This window comes from Alexandriicola marinus (genome assembly GCF_004000435.1).
GTDB lineage: Bacteria > Pseudomonadota > Alphaproteobacteria > Rhodobacterales > Rhodobacteraceae > Alexandriicola > Alexandriicola marinus.
Genome location: NZ_RBVZ01000026.1, coordinates 1 through 14161 on the forward strand (window position 1 = coordinate 1; position 14161 = coordinate 14161).

16 protein-coding genes are annotated in these 14161 nt (G+C 65.4%); 1 reads left to right on the top strand and 15 read right to left on the bottom strand.

What is annotated here, in order from left to right; all coding sequences use genetic code 11:
* The 11 genes from EP376_RS21830 to EP376_RS21880 all read right to left on the bottom strand — a co-directional run.
* A partial coding sequence (locus EP376_RS21830) for a DUF2793 domain-containing protein (protein ID WP_127657614.1) occupies positions 1 to 593 on the bottom strand: 593 nt, incomplete at its 3' end.
* Between the two features lie 30 nt (positions 594 to 623).
* Positions 624 to 3230, bottom strand: coding sequence for a phage tail protein (locus EP376_RS21835; protein ID WP_127657615.1), 2607 nt, complete (start codon positions 3228 to 3230; stop codon positions 624 to 626).
* Positions 3223 to 3444 (bottom strand): hypothetical protein, encoded by a 222-nt coding sequence (locus EP376_RS21840; RefSeq protein ID WP_127657616.1) that lies wholly within the window; start codon positions 3442 to 3444, stop codon positions 3223 to 3225. The genes EP376_RS21835 and EP376_RS21840 overlap by 8 nt, the downstream gene beginning before the upstream one ends.
* The gene (locus EP376_RS21845) at positions 3444 to 3692 is read right to left on the bottom strand and encodes a hypothetical protein (RefSeq protein WP_127657617.1); all 249 of its coding nucleotides are present in this window, start codon (positions 3690 to 3692) and stop codon (positions 3444 to 3446) included. The genes EP376_RS21840 and EP376_RS21845 overlap by 1 nt, the downstream gene beginning before the upstream one ends.
* 11 nt (positions 3693 to 3703) lie before the next feature.
* Positions 3704 to 4552 (bottom strand): phage BR0599 family protein, encoded by an 849-nt coding sequence (locus EP376_RS21850; protein ID WP_127657618.1) that lies wholly within the window; start codon positions 4550 to 4552, stop codon positions 3704 to 3706.
* Positions 4553 to 4556: 4 nt separating this feature from the next.
* Positions 4557 to 6233, bottom strand: coding sequence for a vWA domain-containing protein (locus EP376_RS21855; RefSeq protein ID WP_127657619.1), 1677 nt, complete (start codon positions 6231 to 6233; stop codon positions 4557 to 4559).
* Positions 6226 to 8685 (bottom strand): phage tail tape measure protein, encoded by a 2460-nt coding sequence (locus EP376_RS21860; RefSeq protein WP_127657620.1) that lies wholly within the window; start codon positions 8683 to 8685, stop codon positions 6226 to 6228. Before EP376_RS21860 ends, EP376_RS21855 begins: the two co-directional genes overlap by 8 nt.
* Positions 8678 to 8866, bottom strand: coding sequence for a DUF7697 family protein (locus EP376_RS21865; RefSeq protein WP_238928939.1), 189 nt, complete (start codon positions 8864 to 8866; stop codon positions 8678 to 8680). Before EP376_RS21865 ends, EP376_RS21860 begins: the two co-directional genes overlap by 8 nt.
* A 38-nt stretch (positions 8867 to 8904) precedes the next feature.
* Positions 8905 to 9360: a hypothetical protein gene (locus EP376_RS21870; protein ID WP_127657622.1), complete on the bottom strand. Its 456-nt coding sequence runs from the start codon at positions 9358 to 9360 to the stop codon at positions 8905 to 8907.
* Positions 9360 to 10298, bottom strand: a complete 939-nt coding sequence (locus tag EP376_RS21875) for a phage tail tube protein (RefSeq protein WP_127657623.1) — start codon at positions 10296 to 10298, stop codon at positions 9360 to 9362. Before EP376_RS21875 ends, EP376_RS21870 begins: the two co-directional genes overlap by 1 nt.
* A gap of 24 nt (positions 10299 to 10322) precedes the next feature.
* Positions 10323 to 10739 carry an acyl-CoA transferase gene (locus EP376_RS21880; RefSeq protein ID WP_127657624.1) on the bottom strand — a complete coding sequence of 139 codons (417 nt, stop codon included), beginning with the start codon at positions 10737 to 10739 and terminating at the stop codon, positions 10323 to 10325.
* Positions 10740 to 10830: 91 nt separating this feature from the next.
* Between EP376_RS21880 and EP376_RS21885 the strand changes: the two genes are divergently transcribed.
* Entirely contained in the window at positions 10831 to 11796 is a 966-nt protein-coding gene (locus EP376_RS21885; RefSeq protein ID WP_127657625.1) for a DUF932 domain-containing protein, read from the top strand.
* A 9-nt stretch (positions 11797 to 11805) separates the two neighbouring features.
* On the opposite strand, the gene EP376_RS21890 is transcribed toward EP376_RS21885, so the two are convergent.
* From EP376_RS21890 to EP376_RS21905, 4 genes are all read right to left on the bottom strand, one after another.
* Positions 11806 to 12435, bottom strand: a complete 630-nt coding sequence (locus EP376_RS21890) for a DUF6441 family protein (protein WP_127657626.1) — start codon at positions 12433 to 12435, stop codon at positions 11806 to 11808.
* Positions 12432 to 12743 carry a head-tail joining protein gene (locus tag EP376_RS21895; protein WP_127657627.1) on the bottom strand — a complete coding sequence of 104 codons (312 nt, stop codon included), beginning with the start codon at positions 12741 to 12743 and terminating at the stop codon, positions 12432 to 12434. Before EP376_RS21895 ends, EP376_RS21890 begins: the two co-directional genes overlap by 4 nt.
* The gene (locus tag EP376_RS21900) at positions 12743 to 13078 is read right to left on the bottom strand and encodes a DUF2190 family protein (protein WP_127657628.1); all 336 of its coding nucleotides are present in this window, start codon (positions 13076 to 13078) and stop codon (positions 12743 to 12745) included. The genes EP376_RS21895 and EP376_RS21900 overlap by 1 nt, the downstream gene beginning before the upstream one ends.
* 77 nt (positions 13079 to 13155) lie before the next feature.
* Positions 13156 to 14161 (bottom strand): prohead protease/major capsid protein fusion protein (locus EP376_RS21905; protein WP_206074823.1); only part of this gene is annotated, 1006 nt, incomplete at its 5' end.

Here is a 14161-nt window from a genome sequence, read left to right on the forward strand (position 1 = left end):
CCACTCGATGGGGGCAGACCAGAGCCATCGTTGCCGATGGTGATGGTTCCGATCTCGACACCGTCGTCCTGGACCGAGAGCGCGAGGCTGGCTGCAGGGTTTGTGCCGATGCTGCCCAACGAGCCTGCGAAGTCTGCCGGGAAGGTGACATTGCGGACGATCAGAATGGCCTCGACGACCTGGCTCGCGGTCGGTGTCGTCCCGAAGCCCAGGCGGATGTCATAGGGCGTCGGCCCGCCAACACCACCGGCGGCAAAGACCTCCCAGACCGATCCGGTCCATTGCACATTTGCACTCTCATCCGCGACAAGGACATGGCAGCCCAATGTCGGCGCAAGGAAGATCCAGTCCTCCGAACCGACGGGGCCGTCCCAGACCGCGATCTCATCGGCATGCAGGCCGCCGCTGGAAGGCACGATGTAGATGTCGCCGGCAGACCCGCTGACCGGGAGGGCCGTCGTGCGTGACGCGACATGGGCGCCAGCAATCACTGACAGTGCGCGCAGATCTTCGGAGACCGTGTCGCCCCAGTTCGCCTGGCCGGGGTCATAGAAGGCGCGCAGCCCCAGACCCGGCATTGACCGTTCTGTCATCAGATACCTCTCAGTCTTCAGAATTTGGCCTCAGCCGCCCCAAGACGTGCCCCAGCTGACGCCCCAGCCCTCCACACCGGGCCGGAGCAAGCGCAAGGCCCGTGCATCGCGCGACCGATACCCGTCGCGCAGGGCCCAGACGGCCACATCGATCTCGAACGTTCCCGCGGGGGCATCCCCAACCGGAACATGCGCGGCGGTCAGGACGAAGGACGTTGCGGTTCCGGCATCGATCACGGCGGCTGCGGGCGAAACTGGCAAATTGGTTACCGGATCGATCCAGCGGATCTCAACCTCGTAGGTCACGCCCGGTTCCGGACCGATGGAGCCTGCGATGTAGCTGTCGATCACCGCGCTGGTCTGCGCGAGGCGATCGCGATGTGCCCAGGAGAGCGCGAGATCCCCGGTGCGCAGCACGTCGGGGGTGGGGACAAATGCGCCGTTGCCTTTCAGATTGCCCGGGGGCAAGGGCCGGATAGCGCGGGAGTTAAACGTCGCACTGTCTGTCGGGGCCTGGACGAGCGGCAACGTGCCCAGCCCTGTCTGCGGCAAGAGCTTCACCGAGACGGTCTCGCCGGCCAGGAAGGTCGCCCTGCTTGGCCGCGCCGCGCTTTGCCAGCAGATCACCGGCGTGCCGGCAGGATGCGTAAGCGGCACCGTATCGAGACAGCCGCGCCCGACCGTAATCTCCGTCGCGGAAATCCCGTCGATGCGCACAAACTCCGCTCCGATCGCGGCCAGCGTACCGGTGACAAGCTCCGAGAGCCCGGTCCAGTCACGCACGGCCAGCACGGTCTCTTCGGGATCGTCGGAGACAGCGGCATCGAGGATGGCGGTCGGCACGAATCCTGTCGGATCATCGTCCGTGTAACCGGTGCCGGTATCGATCCAGACCTGCGTGCTGAGCGCATCGGATGAGGGCCGTTCGCCAGCCGCCATGATAGCCCCGGCGTCCGGATCTGCCTGCAGTTCAGCATCCGCCCGCGTGTGCCCGAGTTCCTGCACCAGCAGCCAGTATGGCGCTTCCTGCACCATGCGGCGGGTGAGCGGGACCGGGCTGGTAATGAAGGATGTAGATCCCGTCGTGGTGTCCCCGCCAACCACGGCTATTTCCCCAAGGGCGAAAGCATCCTCGACGACCCGGAGCCGGATGCCATTGTCGCGGCCGTCGCCATGGTCGATTTCCACGACCCGCATCACCGTGCCCTCGAGCCCGCGGCGCGGGTTGCTGAGCCGGATCGCGGAGCCGGGATCGAGATCAGCGCCCTGCCGGTTCACGGTGATCTCGCCGGAGAGGATCGCCGCCGAGAGCCCGCGCAGGTCGCGCTCGGCGAGGCGCACGGCCAGCGCCTCGTGACGGACCCCGGGATAATCGACCGTGGTCGAGATCACCTGGCCCATCAGCTGGACCCGCGCCGTGTCGGTGACGCTCACCGATCCTGGCTGGTCGGTGCGCACATCCGAAAATGTGACGGTGACGCTGTTGACCAGATCGGCCGCCTCCCGCCGGCCCAGCTCTCCCCAGTCAACGACGTTCGTCTCGTCAAAGACCAACAAGGCCTCGGGATCATAGTCGTCCCGGATGAGTTTGATCTCCCAACGACCAGTCCGGCGGTCGACATAGAGTTGAGCATCGATGTGATGCAGGATGTCGGACAGGAACTCCTCGAGGCTTGCATCGCTTTGCCAGAGCAGCGACAGCCCGAAGCCCTCGGCGTAGAGCTGATCCGCGGCACCGGTAAAGCTGGGGCCAATATCGGCATCGCCATAGCCGAGCCCCCAGCTCCGGTTGGTCAGGCATTCGCGGATGATATGGGCCGGGTTCATGTCCGGACCCCAGTCGGTCTCCGGATCCACCGCGAAGATCTCTGCCGTTTCCGGATACCATTGCGCCGCCCCGTCCTCGGCGGTGAGCACCCGGGTCAGGCGCACGGCCCAAGGCTTCAAGTAGGGGTTCAGGCCAAGATAGACTTGCCGTAGCACGAGGCTGCAAAGGCCGCGGAAACCGGGCACGTCCGCCCCGGCCCTGGCGGCAAGATAGTCGTTCTGACCTTGGTCGAGCGCGCCCATCAGGACGTCGATGTCGCCTACGATGCCGCCCTCGCGGCTCTCGCCGCCGAAAAGATCGGGCTTGTCGATACGGATGCGGGTCCCGACCGGGGGATCGCCGCCGGCTTCCGTTGACCCGCCCGAAGCCACGGTCGTGATCGTCACGGGCTGGGCCGCAAAGGACAAGGTCTTCGGTTCCACCTGCATCCAAGTCAGATGTTCCCGCTCATCATGAGCGATACCGCGCACGGTGATGCGGTGTGTGACGGCGTCGGTCTGCAACGCCAGATCCAGAACCTGCCCGATTGAGATGCCGGCAATTCCATTCGATCCGTATAGGGTGACCTGGGCCGTGCTGCCAAACTCGTCAGCGGGAAAGGCGATGACGCTGCCAAACGTGCCGAGGGTCTTGGTGGCACCGACACCCGACACCACCTCTGTCTCGGTCCCGTCCTGGATTGACCAGGCAGTCCGGTCATCGACACGGATCTCGCGGATCGCGTCCACCGGTCCGTGGCACAGCGCCAGATGCGCCCCCAGCGAATAGCGGTAGCCGACGGTCTGCGTGCTCGAGCGGCGGCTACCCATACTTTCCCTCCGCGTCGGGTGCCAGAGCTTCGCGCGCCTCGGCGATGGCAATCACGCGGAGCGCCAGGGCGTCGCCAGTGGCCGCCAGCACCTCTGCCTCCAGCCCCTCCCGCAGGAAGACCTGCCAGTCGAGCCCGTGGCGGGCAAACCACGGCCGCGCGCCCTGAAAACACAGCCGCGAGGCACGCAGGTCCTGGATGGTCACGCGTGTCATTACTTCTTGCCTCCGGATTTGCGGATCGGGTCGACCTTCAGATCACCGGCCCAGACCACATTGGGCCCGCGTAGCAGAACGGTGCCGAAGACCACCGGAATCGGCCGACCCTCTTCGGCGGTGGGCAGGTTGAAATCATCGAGCCCCGCAGCCTTCGGCGGCGATGTTTTCGGCTTCGGGGCCAACACGTATGAGATCGCCGTCAGCACAAGGCTGGCGACAATCTGGACGACGAAGTTCCAGACCATTGGGACGCCCCTCAGATAATGCTCGAACCGCCAAACGGATTGCGCCCAGGAATGCTCGGAAACCCGCCGAAGTTCAGCAGGTTGCCGAAGCGGCCTGCGCAGGTATTCCGGCGCAGGTCGCAACCCGGGGCGATCTCGATGCTAGCGGTGACGGCCGGGTCGTCGATTTCGGCCTCGAGCGCCGGCATTCGGCCGGCGAGCGTCAGGGTCGTTCCCGCATGTCCAACGATAAACCCCGGCAGACCGGCATGGCGCAGCACGCCACCGCGATACCAGCCGTCCGGCTGCCCTGCCGCCTCTGGAACAGTGACCTGCAGCCCGGACCGAGCGGTCGCGGTGGCCGGGACCAGGAAGTCGGCCATGTCGAGCCGGCAGCCGCCAGCATAAAGCACGTGGCGGCACAGACGCTGGTAGCGGGCGCGCACACCCTGGCGGCGCATTGCGGTGAAGAGCGATTCCGCCTGCAGCGTGATGCGGACCCCCTCGACCCGGGCCGAGACGATACGACCTTTCCAATGGGCGACCAGTTCACCCGGCACCTGCTCGTGGCCGCGGAAGATGGTGAGCGTGGTGACGGCGGACCCCCGCGGCCCGAGATAGCGCCGGGCAAAGGGATCGGAGAGCGGGAAAGTCAGGCCGAGATCGACCCGGCGTGGATCGCCGCTCTGGATCACGTTGCCATGCGACAGCGCCGAGGCGGACCAGATGGTGTCGCCCGGCTCATCTGTCAGGCTGCCACCCGGCACCACCCAGTTCGCGGACCGGCTGGTGAAGCGCCAAGTCTCGGACCCTTCCGCGAAGCGGTAAAGAAAGAGCGGCCGTCCCTCGGCGGTGGAGGTTTCGAGCAGGTCGTAGGTCATGGGATCAGATCGGGTCCGCGGTTTCGAGGACAGCGAGGCTAACCTCGCTGCCGGCGGGGCGATGCTCCAGTTCAACACGGTCCGTGTCGAGCCGGACGAGAGTCATCAGATGCCCGGGCGTCGTGATCAGAACCGCGCGATCGAGCGGCGCGATCCCGAGGCGCAGACCAAGCGGATCATAGGCGGCGCTGGTGATCTCGCGGATGAGCGGCGTCCCGTCCAAATCGAGCAGCACATGTCGGCTAATCAAGTCAGCAGGATCAATCCCAGGCGCGACGAACAGCGCGTCATCGCCTGGTGTTCCCTCCTGCTGCAGGGCGATTTCCCGGCCCCAGGTCGGCAGCCAGAAGGCTCGGGCCCGTCCCCGCAGGTGATGTAGCCACCGCCGCCGGGGCCAGCTCCGCGCGAGGCCGTTATCCTTCAGCCTCAGGATCGTTCCGCGCTGCACGAGGTCGCGCAGGGGCTCGAACACAACCGGCCCGAGGCCGCTGTCGACACCTTCAAAGCTCTGCGCCAGGGTCTCGGTCAGGGGCTGGCGCAGAACACTCGGATCCATCATTACGTCCCGCCCCCGGTAGCGCGGCATGTCAAAAAGCGTGCCTAGCAAGATGTCCCGCAGGCTCGCTGTGTCGCCCGGCGCGATGACCGGCACGCCGTCGCCACCGGTCGTGTCGAGCATGGCGGTCCAGCTCGTGTTCGACAGACCGATGTTGAAGCCGTAAACCTCCAGATCCGCGATGCTGTCGCGGAGGCTGACGGCGGCCGCAGCGGAGCTCGAGGGGTAAGGATCGCCATCTGTCAGGAAGAGCACGATCCGGCGTTTGGCACCGGCTCCGGCAAAGAAGCCCGGCGCCTCGCTCAGCGCGACCTCGAAATCCGTCCCGAACGCGAGGGGGACGGGCTGGTCCAGCCAAGTGGCCAGCGCGGCGAGTTCCAGCCGGCCAGCCTCCCGCAGGACCTGCAAACTGGTCACACTGGCATTCCAGAGCACCACGCAGAGATCATTGCGCAGCGTCGGCGGGACGCTGTCGCCCAGCTCCTCGACCAGGGCCTTCACCGCTGCCATGGCCGCAGCGATCTTGACCCCCGACATAGAATTGCTGGCATCGATGGCGATATAGAGTGCCGTGCCGCGCAGCCCGGAGAGATCGGCGCTGTCCTGCAGAAGGAAGCGCGCGGTGACATAGCCAAGATCGGAATGCTGGCGCTCGATCTCGAGCGGGGCCAGCATCCGAGCCCGGCGCGCGGGCGCAACCACCGGTCGGGTCAGATCAATGCCGGCCGGGGGAGCCAGGTCCATCCCGTCCGGGCGAACTGCGGCCACCTCGAGGAGATGCGCGGAGCCGCCGTCCTGCGCCACAACGGCAAAGCCCGGCGCGCGATAGTCGGCCTGCAGCGCCGGGACCGGCACGCTGATGTCTGCAGACATGATGTCTGCCCCGATCCGGTCCGCCATGTGCCAGAGCGGCACGATCCAGTCACCCGAAATACCGCGCCGCGCCAGCGCAGCGGCTTGCGCCAGACCCGGACCGTCGAGCCGGTGGCGCAGGGTCAGCACCTCGCGCGGGGCTGATCGGAGCGACAGGCGTTGTTCGCTGGCCTCGCTCCGCAGCACGTCCGTGCGCCAGTCGAGTACTTCGGTTGCCGCTTCATGGGCGGCATAGGGCCAAAGTTCAGCCATCGAAGGCGCTCTGGTTGCGACGGATCACGTTGACGATGGCGCGTTCACCGGCAGGTGTTGCGAGATAATCGCCCACCAGCGCGGGATCGAGCACGTTGATGATCCGAGGCGCGACCTGTGGCGCCGGTTGCGCGGTCCCTGCCTCGACGCCGAGCCGGCCACCCGGTCCGCGGCGCAGGGGCAGGATCGCTTCGGGCCCGGCTTCTCCCATGAGGCCAATACCACGCGCGAAGGGAAACACCGTCGGCTGGTCAATGACACCACCGCGTGCAAAGGCCGCGATCTGTCCGGTCTGGGCAAAGACACCGCCCTTGGCGAAACCGCCACCGAAGAGCCCGCCGATGGCCTTGGATATCCAGCCGAAGAGACCACCACCAGAACCCGCGCTGCCCGAGAAGGCGCGGAACAGCGCGTTCTCGATTGGCTTGAACGCGGATTCGATCAGGCGGTTCGCGAGGTTCTGCGCGATGCCCGAGACGGCCTGTGCAAAGCTTTGCCAGCTGAGTTCGCCGGACTTGAGCGCCTCTTTCAGCGGACCGGTGATATCGTCGGCCAGTCCCTTGGCCAGGTCTTTCGTGCCTTCGATGGCCTCCTTTGCCCCGTCCCAGGCCTTGGCTCCGACCTCTGCGGCCTGCTTCAGTGCGCCGCCGGCCCCGCTTGCAGCCGATCCTGCCCGACCCAGCGCCGTCTCGGTCTCGCCGAGAGTCGCGTTCAACCGTTCTGTTGCTGCCGGCGCCTCGGTGGTGGCATTGCCGTTCGCGCCAGACCCCGCGACGGCGGCCCGGAGGGGATCGAGTGCGCCCAGCGGCGCCGCGGCACGGGCGGCAAGATCAATGGACGTTGCCCGCGCCGCATCTGCCCGACCGCGTCCGGCCGTCGCAGCTGCCGCCAAGCCGAGATCGGGCACGGACAGCGGATTGTCGGCAAAGGCGCGATCGAAGGCCGCCTGCGCGGCTGTCGCGGCATTGGTGGCCGCGCCCTCGAACCGGTTCTCGATTTGCCCGAGATCCAGAACGGGAATGATTGAGATGCGCCGCTCGACCCCGAGCGCTTCCAGCCCGGCATTGACGCCGGAGATGAACCCGTTGATCCGGGCAACCACGCCATTCAGCATAGCCTCGACCCCGGCAATCAGGCTGTTGGCCGCCTGGAAGGCCAAATCGCCGATTGCCGCCGGCAACAAGCCCCAGATCGCCTTGATTGCTTCGAAGGCGCCCTCAAAGCTGTTCACGGTGGCATTCGCAAAGCCGACCACGGCTTCCAGCGCCCCCTGCAATGCCGAGGCGGCTGCCGCCTCGAACCCGGCAAAGCCTGCCTCGAAAGCCGCGCCTGCGCTGGCCGCGCCGAGCTTGATCCGCTCCCAGACCTCGGTGGCCAGATCGCCGAGCAGCGCTATGGCATTGCCGAGCCCGCCTGCGCCGGACACCAATCGCGTGAACTGGTGTACGAGCTCGCCGGCACCCACGACCAGGGCCCCAATCCCCGTGCGAATGAGCGCGCCGCGCAGAACAACGAGCGCCGTGGCCAACCCGCGGACAGAAAGCGCCGCCGCTACCATGCCTTTTATCCAGCGCCCCGCAAGGAAGGTGGAGAAGGTCACGGCATAGGTTGTGAGCCGGCCGATATTGTCGAAGAGTCCGGTGATGGCCTGTCCCAGCGGTCCGGTGCGACTGGCCAGCGCAGCCATGGCATCGGCCACAGCCTCGAGGGCTGGTGCCGCGGCGACAGCCAGCTGGTTCGACAGACCGCGCCAGATCAGACCCAGCCGCGAGATCGCATCGTTGGTGCGCTCGATCTGGTCGGCATCCTGCTCGGAAACGACGACCCCGAAGGCGCGCACGTCTTCGGTTGCCTGACGCAGTGTCGCGGTGTCGATCCGCGACATGGCGATGGAGCCTTCCTCGCCGAAAAGCTGGCCGGCAACAGCCGCACGTTCAGCAACTGGCACGAACGCCTCGATTGCCGCGTTGATCGCGCCGACACGTTCATCGAGCGGCAGCGCCAGCAGGTCGGAGGCCGAGAGCCCCAGCCGTTCCAGCGCCTGCGCCGCGGGGCCACCGCCCGCAGCCGCCTGGCTCAGCCGCCGCGTCAGGTCCTTGGTGGCCTGCTCGATGCCGGACATCGACACGCCGGCCAGCTCGCCGGCCCGTTCCAGGGTCTGGATCGAGGCCACGGTGGTGCCGAGGGATTGGGCGAGCTTGGCCTGCGCATCCACGGTTTGCAGGCCAGAGCGCACCATGGCGACGCCCGCTGCCATAGCCGCGGCGACGGCGGCGGCCGCCGCCACCTTCCCCCGCCGCGCGAAGCCCGCGAGCCGGGCAGTGGCCGCTTCCGTCTCTTGGCTCAGCCGACCGAAACCGCGCTTGCCGGCCTCGCCGACACCCTCCAGCTCGGCGCGCACCTGTCGCCCGCCGACGGCGGCGAGGCGGACGCTGATCTTCTTCTCAACCATCGGACCGTTCCATCTGTTCGTTGTATTTGGCGACCATCACCGCCTCGATTTCGGGCAGCAGCTCAGCCATCGCGAGCGGCGGCACGCCGAGCGCGTCACCGAGTGCCAGCGCCGCGGTCATGTCCCAGCCGATCATGGCACCGGGCAACACGCGCAATTGGCCGCCGAGGCGGCCGACCAAGTCCCAGACCTGCCAGCCCTCATGGGTGAGCGGCCGGTTCAGCCGCGCCGGGCAGTCTTCGCACGCTTGCGCGCAGGCTTCGCTGGGTTCGCAACCCTGGCAGTATTGCTCGCCCCCGCCGAAGAACCACTCGGCGAGAGCGCGGAGGCGTTTTTTTCCTGCTCCAGCAGCAGGCCCTTGGAGACGTAGGTCAGCTGGAAGGCCTCGAAGATCGGCCAGACATCCAGCAGCGCGTCTATGGCCTCGGGGCCGGGATCGATCGCGGTCCCGTCGCCGTCGCCGATGCCCTCCCAGGCGAGCACGGCGCGGCGCGCCAGCGCCTTGGCGAAGGCGACCGCGCGCTCCTCGTCGGTCGCGTCCTCGGGCACCGCCTCGACCGCCGGATCGCTGCGTGTCGCCACCATCAGAGCGGTGGTCAGCGGGTGCAGCTGCACCCGGACGCCGGGCGCGAGGTCATGCCAACGCGGTGCGTTGGTCAGGTCGAGGGTCAGCATCAGAATGTCTCCAAATCGTTCACGAGGGTGGCGGTGCACATGCGGCCGAGGACAGGATCCTGCGCCGCCTGCCAGTCGAAGGTGGCCTGCACGCCCTGAGGTCCGGAGATCTCGATGCGCGGGCGCGGCAGGTAGACGGCGTGCACCGTGAACGTGAAACTCTCGCCCGATGGCAGGACGTAGCCGAACTCGAGCTCGCAGGCTTCGCCGTTCAGCGCCTGGGTGACCAACGTGCTGTCGGCGAAACGCACCTCGATGGAGCCGGTGAGCGCCGCGATAGACGGGTCTGCCCCGTCGATGCGACCGTCGCTTCGGATCGTCTCGATCCGGTCGAGGTTGTTGGCATAGGTGATGTCGGCCGAGACCACGTTGCCGAGGGCCGACCCATTCCGGGTGACTTGGCCGTTAAAATGGCCGAACCGCTTCAGCACCAGCGTTGCAGGTGTTCCGGCATTGGTCGTGGTGCCGATAGACTCGCCCTGCGCCACCAACCGTGCTGTCGCGGAGAGCTGCCCTGAGCGCTGCATCTGCCAGCTCAGTTGATCCAGCATACATCCGAAATACATCGCGTAGCGCGGCACTTCCGGCATCGCCGTTTCGACCGACAGGCTGGGCAGCGACCACGAACCCGACTGGAACTCATGCGTCCAGGGGCCGGTACCCGTGGTGACAGGTTGACCGAACGCCGCCTTCAGCCAAAAGCCAAAGGCCTCGGCATCGATCGGTGCAACCACGTCGCCGTCGGCCGTCACCGCATCCTTGATCGGCGCCAAAGGGTCGCGTCCATACCCAAGAAGCTCAGAGTTCAGGAGCGGCTGCTCGGCCCCAAGCGTGGTGCTGGCAAAGGGCATCTTCGTAAAGCCGCCCGCGGGCGGCGTGCCATAGGTGGTCTCGAACGCAAGCGCCATCTGCGCCCGCGCCCCTTGGGCTCGTGCCATAGTATTCTCCTCGGATTGTCGAGATCAGCTCAGTGGGTCGGCCGTTGAATAGTGCAGGACGACCGGGATCACGGCCGCCTTCAGGCTCGCCGTGCCCTCGACCGGCAGATCGACTGGGTGCGGTGCTTCGGCCTCGACCCAGTCGCAGAGTCCGCCCAGCGTGCGGTCGCCTGCAATGGCCGCACCGATACTGCCGGTCAGCGTGTCGAAGGCGAGGTCACGGTCGGCGCCCTGCACGACCGTCTCGATCTCGGCCCGGTGCTGGTAGTGGTAGCGGAGCGGCGACAGCGTCAATTCGGGCTCGCCCGGCTCGCCGTCGCGCAGGATCAGCAGCCCATCAGCCGGGACACGCTCGGGCAGCACCTCGCCGCGCAGGGCGGTGGCGGGCAGCGCCGAGAGCCGCACGTGCAGCGCGGCGAGGATAGTTTCGCGTTGAGACATCGATCCTCACGGCGTTTTTGAGTTGTTGCGGTTCGACACACCGCACCATTAGTGTCCTAGGTGAGGGTCACTTAGGGTTGAGGGCTTAGAATTGCTGGATAACGAACCATGGACTGAACGAAACATTGGAGACGCATTCTTTCCGGTTGAGCTCCGACCAGTCTATGTTGATCGCCTGGACAACTCGAATGACTATAGAAAACTAGATCGTCATTTTGCGGTGATGGATTTAGAACGTGCGAGTGCATTCGCAGTCGTGACAAGCGACTATAAGCTGATCACGAATGAAAAAGCCTACGAAATGGCGGCAGATGCCATGAAACGAGTGTTCGAAGCCACTAAGCTCGAAGACTTAGCTTGTCTGAACATTACGATGCCCAAGAGTCGATCCTTTTGCCATATCGATCTTATCCACCGCAGTGCAGATTTCTCACCTTGGGAAAACGACAAATGGACTGCATTTCTGCGAATTACAAATAGCTACAACAGAACTCGCCGCCTCCGCTTCGAGCTTGGGTTCTGCCGGTGGATATGCATGAACGGCATGATATTTGGCGCAAAGAGCATCGAGTTCAGCTACGCCCATACCAAGAGAGGAATGGACCAAGTTCATCGTTTTTCCGATAACATCGGCGACATTCGGAAGCTTGAAGCGCAGCTTGTTGAGGAGCTGCATCAGCTAAAGAGGTTCTATGTACCTCAGGAGAAGATGCTTCCTCTTTTTTGCCGCGTATTCGACCTTCGGATCGATGCTAACACGCTCAAGAACCGCCAACGCGTCTCTCAGCTAAGCGAGATTAAGCTGCAGGTCTCTGAGCTGATTGAGACTTATTTTGGTGGCATGGGGCCACATGGTTACGCGGCACTCAACGTCCTTACAGACTATGCCACTAGACCAACGGGCGTGATCTCGCCGGAAGCATCCATAAACGGACTTCAGCAGAAAACCAGTGACTGGATGCAGAATTTCATTTCTGCAATCTCCAAATCATCGTTCTCATTTGACGACTATCTTGAAGACTACCAATCGAGCGCAGATCACCTCGCAGCACTTTGATGTGCTTTGTCAGATCGTCGCCTCCACCCAGTTTGCAACGATCAACCCCGGCAAGCCATCGAGCGATCGTTCGGCATCCCGGTTGAGATCCAGCCGCTTTTGCAGCTTTACCTGTGGGACCAACAGGAAGATCGGTGCGGTGACCTGGTTGCGGCCGGTCTTCGAGCGCGATGCCACCGCTTGACCCTTTGTGTTCAGCCGCCCCTCCGCGACCAGCAGGCTCGGGCCTCGGCGGCGATAAACGAAGCGCAGGCGCAGACCGCGTCGCCGTTCCCATTCGCCCGGGGTGATGCGGCGACCGCGCAGGCCTCGGCCTGCTGCTGCGGTCGGGATCGCGAGGTAGAACCCATCTTTCGAACGGATCAGCGGGCCAGTGTCGTGTGCTCCGACGATCACCGGCGCTTTTGACCAGACCAGCGCGGCAGCATCAAGGCTTTCACCTGCGCGAGGAAAGGTCTGGTTGCGGATCGAGTTGGCGAGCCGTCGCCCGAGCCCTGCGCCGGTGACTTGCATGCGCCACGAAAACTTCAGCCCGGTGCCTGCTTCCCGCATCGCAGCGGTGACAGCTTTCTCGCCCGCCTTCACCTCGGCCGCCATGGCGGCGACGAGGTCGGGCGTGATGTCGAGCTTCAGCTTCATGCCGGGCGCAGGTCCACAGTCCAGACGAGCCGCTCACGGTCGCGGACAGGCTCCCCCTGGATAAGGAACGCGTCCCCGTCGATTTCCAAGCGGTCACCGGGTCGCGGGTACGCGACATCGGCCACACGAAGGTCGATCCGGGTTGTTTCAGACCAGAGCCGCGCGTCCCCAAAGTCGGTGATTGCATCCGCATGACGGGACACGACGCGTACCAGCACAGGCGCACCGCCATCGGAGGTGAAGACCGCTTCCCGCCCGATGTTCGGATCGGCGAAAAGCGCATCAACCACGGCGGCGAGCGCAGTCATCAGAAGCTCGCGTTCAAACGAACGCGACCCACGGTGTCTCCGGCCCCGCCTGCCACGGCTTCGGTGGCCACGCCGATCAACGTGTTCGATGTGGCCACGCTCGTGGTGCGCTTGTTGGTGTCGTCCCAATAGACTTTGGCGCCCGCGGCCCAGGCCTGGGAGCCGGCCTTGGTGATGTCGAAGACGCCGGTGAGCGCCGCTTCAACGGGATCGTTCAGGGCAGCGTCCCCGGATGCGATGCCGAAGATGGAGCCAACGAGCAGGCCGTCGCCGGAGGTCACGGCATAGGGCGCGGTCAGGGTGATGGTGTTGCCGGGTTGGACGTAGTTTTTCATGTTGGAGCTCCTCGTGGAAAGACGAAGGGCGGCCCGTGAGGACCGCCCGTGTGTCAGGGTTCAGGATGGGGTGCGGATTACGCGCCCGGGTTCTTGTAGAGCCCGCGCCAGTCGATGGCCTTGGCGCCAAAATCGAGGCGGCACTTGATCTCGACCCCATCGACATCGAAGCCGTTGCGGGTCTCGATATACGCACCCTGTTGCCCTTCAAGATAGGCGTACTCGATCGTGTCTATCTGGTTCGGGCTGGCGGCCAGATACCAGGCGGTCTCGCTCGCGGCATCGAGCCGGGGTTCGCTGATCGGCGAGAGAGTCCGGATCGACTGCGGCACGACGTTGCCGCTCTGCGCAGGCACGAGGTTCTGGGCGACCAGCTGTTCGGCCTTCAGTTCCAGCGAGGCGGGAACGATCAGGAAGGCGGGCCGGACATTGAGCACCGTCTTCTTGTCGAGCCCGGTCTGCTTGGCCATGGCGGCGCGGGCCGCACCGACGCTGGTCACATCGAGCGCGGCCCCTGTGCCCGCGAGGTTCTTGTGCGTGCTGTGAAACAGCGCGTTGCCATCGGCCATGGCTGGGTTGGCGGTGATGATGCCCCAGACCACGTCCGACTCCAGTTGCGCGATCGAGTTGCCATACATCGCCGGGATGCGGGTGAAGGCGTCGAGATCGTCGTTGATCAGCGTCTGGCGCGTGATGGCGACCACCCGACCATAGGTCTTGACCTTGTAGCTCTCCTTGCTCTCGCCAAGCGTGCCGCGCTTGAACTCGCCGCTTTCGCTCACCTCCAGCAACTGCGGCGCTTCGCCGAGCTGGACCCGGTGCATGGCCTTGAAGTCCGTCGCCAGCACCTGGCGGCAGAACAGCATGAACGTTCGGGGATAGGCCTCGTAGGCCTGCCGCAGGGTCTTGTTGGTGACGGCCGACAGGATTTCCGGGAAATCCGAAGTCGAGTGTAGCGCGCGCGTCGCCACCTCGTCGCGCGACAGGCCACGCGTGTTGACGCCTGCATTGCCGAGGCTTTCGCGGGCCAGTTCCATGAGCGTCATGCCACGATACTGGCGCGCGGCATCCTCCAGCTGGAAG

What these genes read in the sequence shown, in the direction of transcription:
- EP376_RS21835 (WP_127657615.1), bottom strand. Translation starts at nt 3,230, where the DNA reads ATGGGTAGCCGCCGCTCGAGCACGCAGACCGTCGGCTACCGCTATTCG.
- EP376_RS21840 (WP_127657616.1), bottom strand. Translation starts at nt 3,444, where the DNA reads ATGACACGCGTGACCATCCAGGACCTGCGTGCCTCGCGGCTGTGTTTT.
- EP376_RS21845 (WP_127657617.1), bottom strand. Translation starts at nt 3,692, where the DNA reads ATGGTCTGGAACTTCGTCGTCCAGATTGTCGCCAGCCTTGTGCTGACG.
- EP376_RS21850 (WP_127657618.1), bottom strand. Translation starts at nt 4,552, where the DNA reads ATGACCTACGACCTGCTCGAAACCTCCACCGCCGAGGGACGGCCGCTC.
- EP376_RS21855 (WP_127657619.1), bottom strand. Translation starts at nt 6,233, where the DNA reads ATGGCTGAACTTTGGCCCTATGCCGCCCATGAAGCGGCAACCGAAGTA.
- EP376_RS21860 (WP_127657620.1), bottom strand. Translation starts at nt 8,685, where the DNA reads ATGGTTGAGAAGAAGATCAGCGTCCGCCTCGCCGCCGTCGGCGGGCGA.
- EP376_RS21870 (WP_127657622.1), bottom strand. Translation starts at nt 9,360, where the DNA reads ATGCTGACCCTCGACCTGACCAACGCACCGCGTTGGCATGACCTCGCG.
- EP376_RS21875 (WP_127657623.1), bottom strand. Translation starts at nt 10,298, where the DNA reads ATGGCACGAGCCCAAGGGGCGCGGGCGCAGATGGCGCTTGCGTTCGAG.
- EP376_RS21880 (WP_127657624.1), bottom strand. Translation starts at nt 10,739, where the DNA reads ATGTCTCAACGCGAAACTATCCTCGCCGCGCTGCACGTGCGGCTCTCG.
- EP376_RS21890 (WP_127657626.1), bottom strand. Translation starts at nt 12,435, where the DNA reads ATGAAGCTGAAGCTCGACATCACGCCCGACCTCGTCGCCGCCATGGCG.
- EP376_RS21895 (WP_127657627.1), bottom strand. Translation starts at nt 12,743, where the DNA reads ATGACTGCGCTCGCCGCCGTGGTTGATGCGCTTTTCGCCGATCCGAAC.
- EP376_RS21900 (WP_127657628.1), bottom strand. Translation starts at nt 13,078, where the DNA reads ATGAAAAACTACGTCCAACCCGGCAACACCATCACCCTGACCGCGCCC.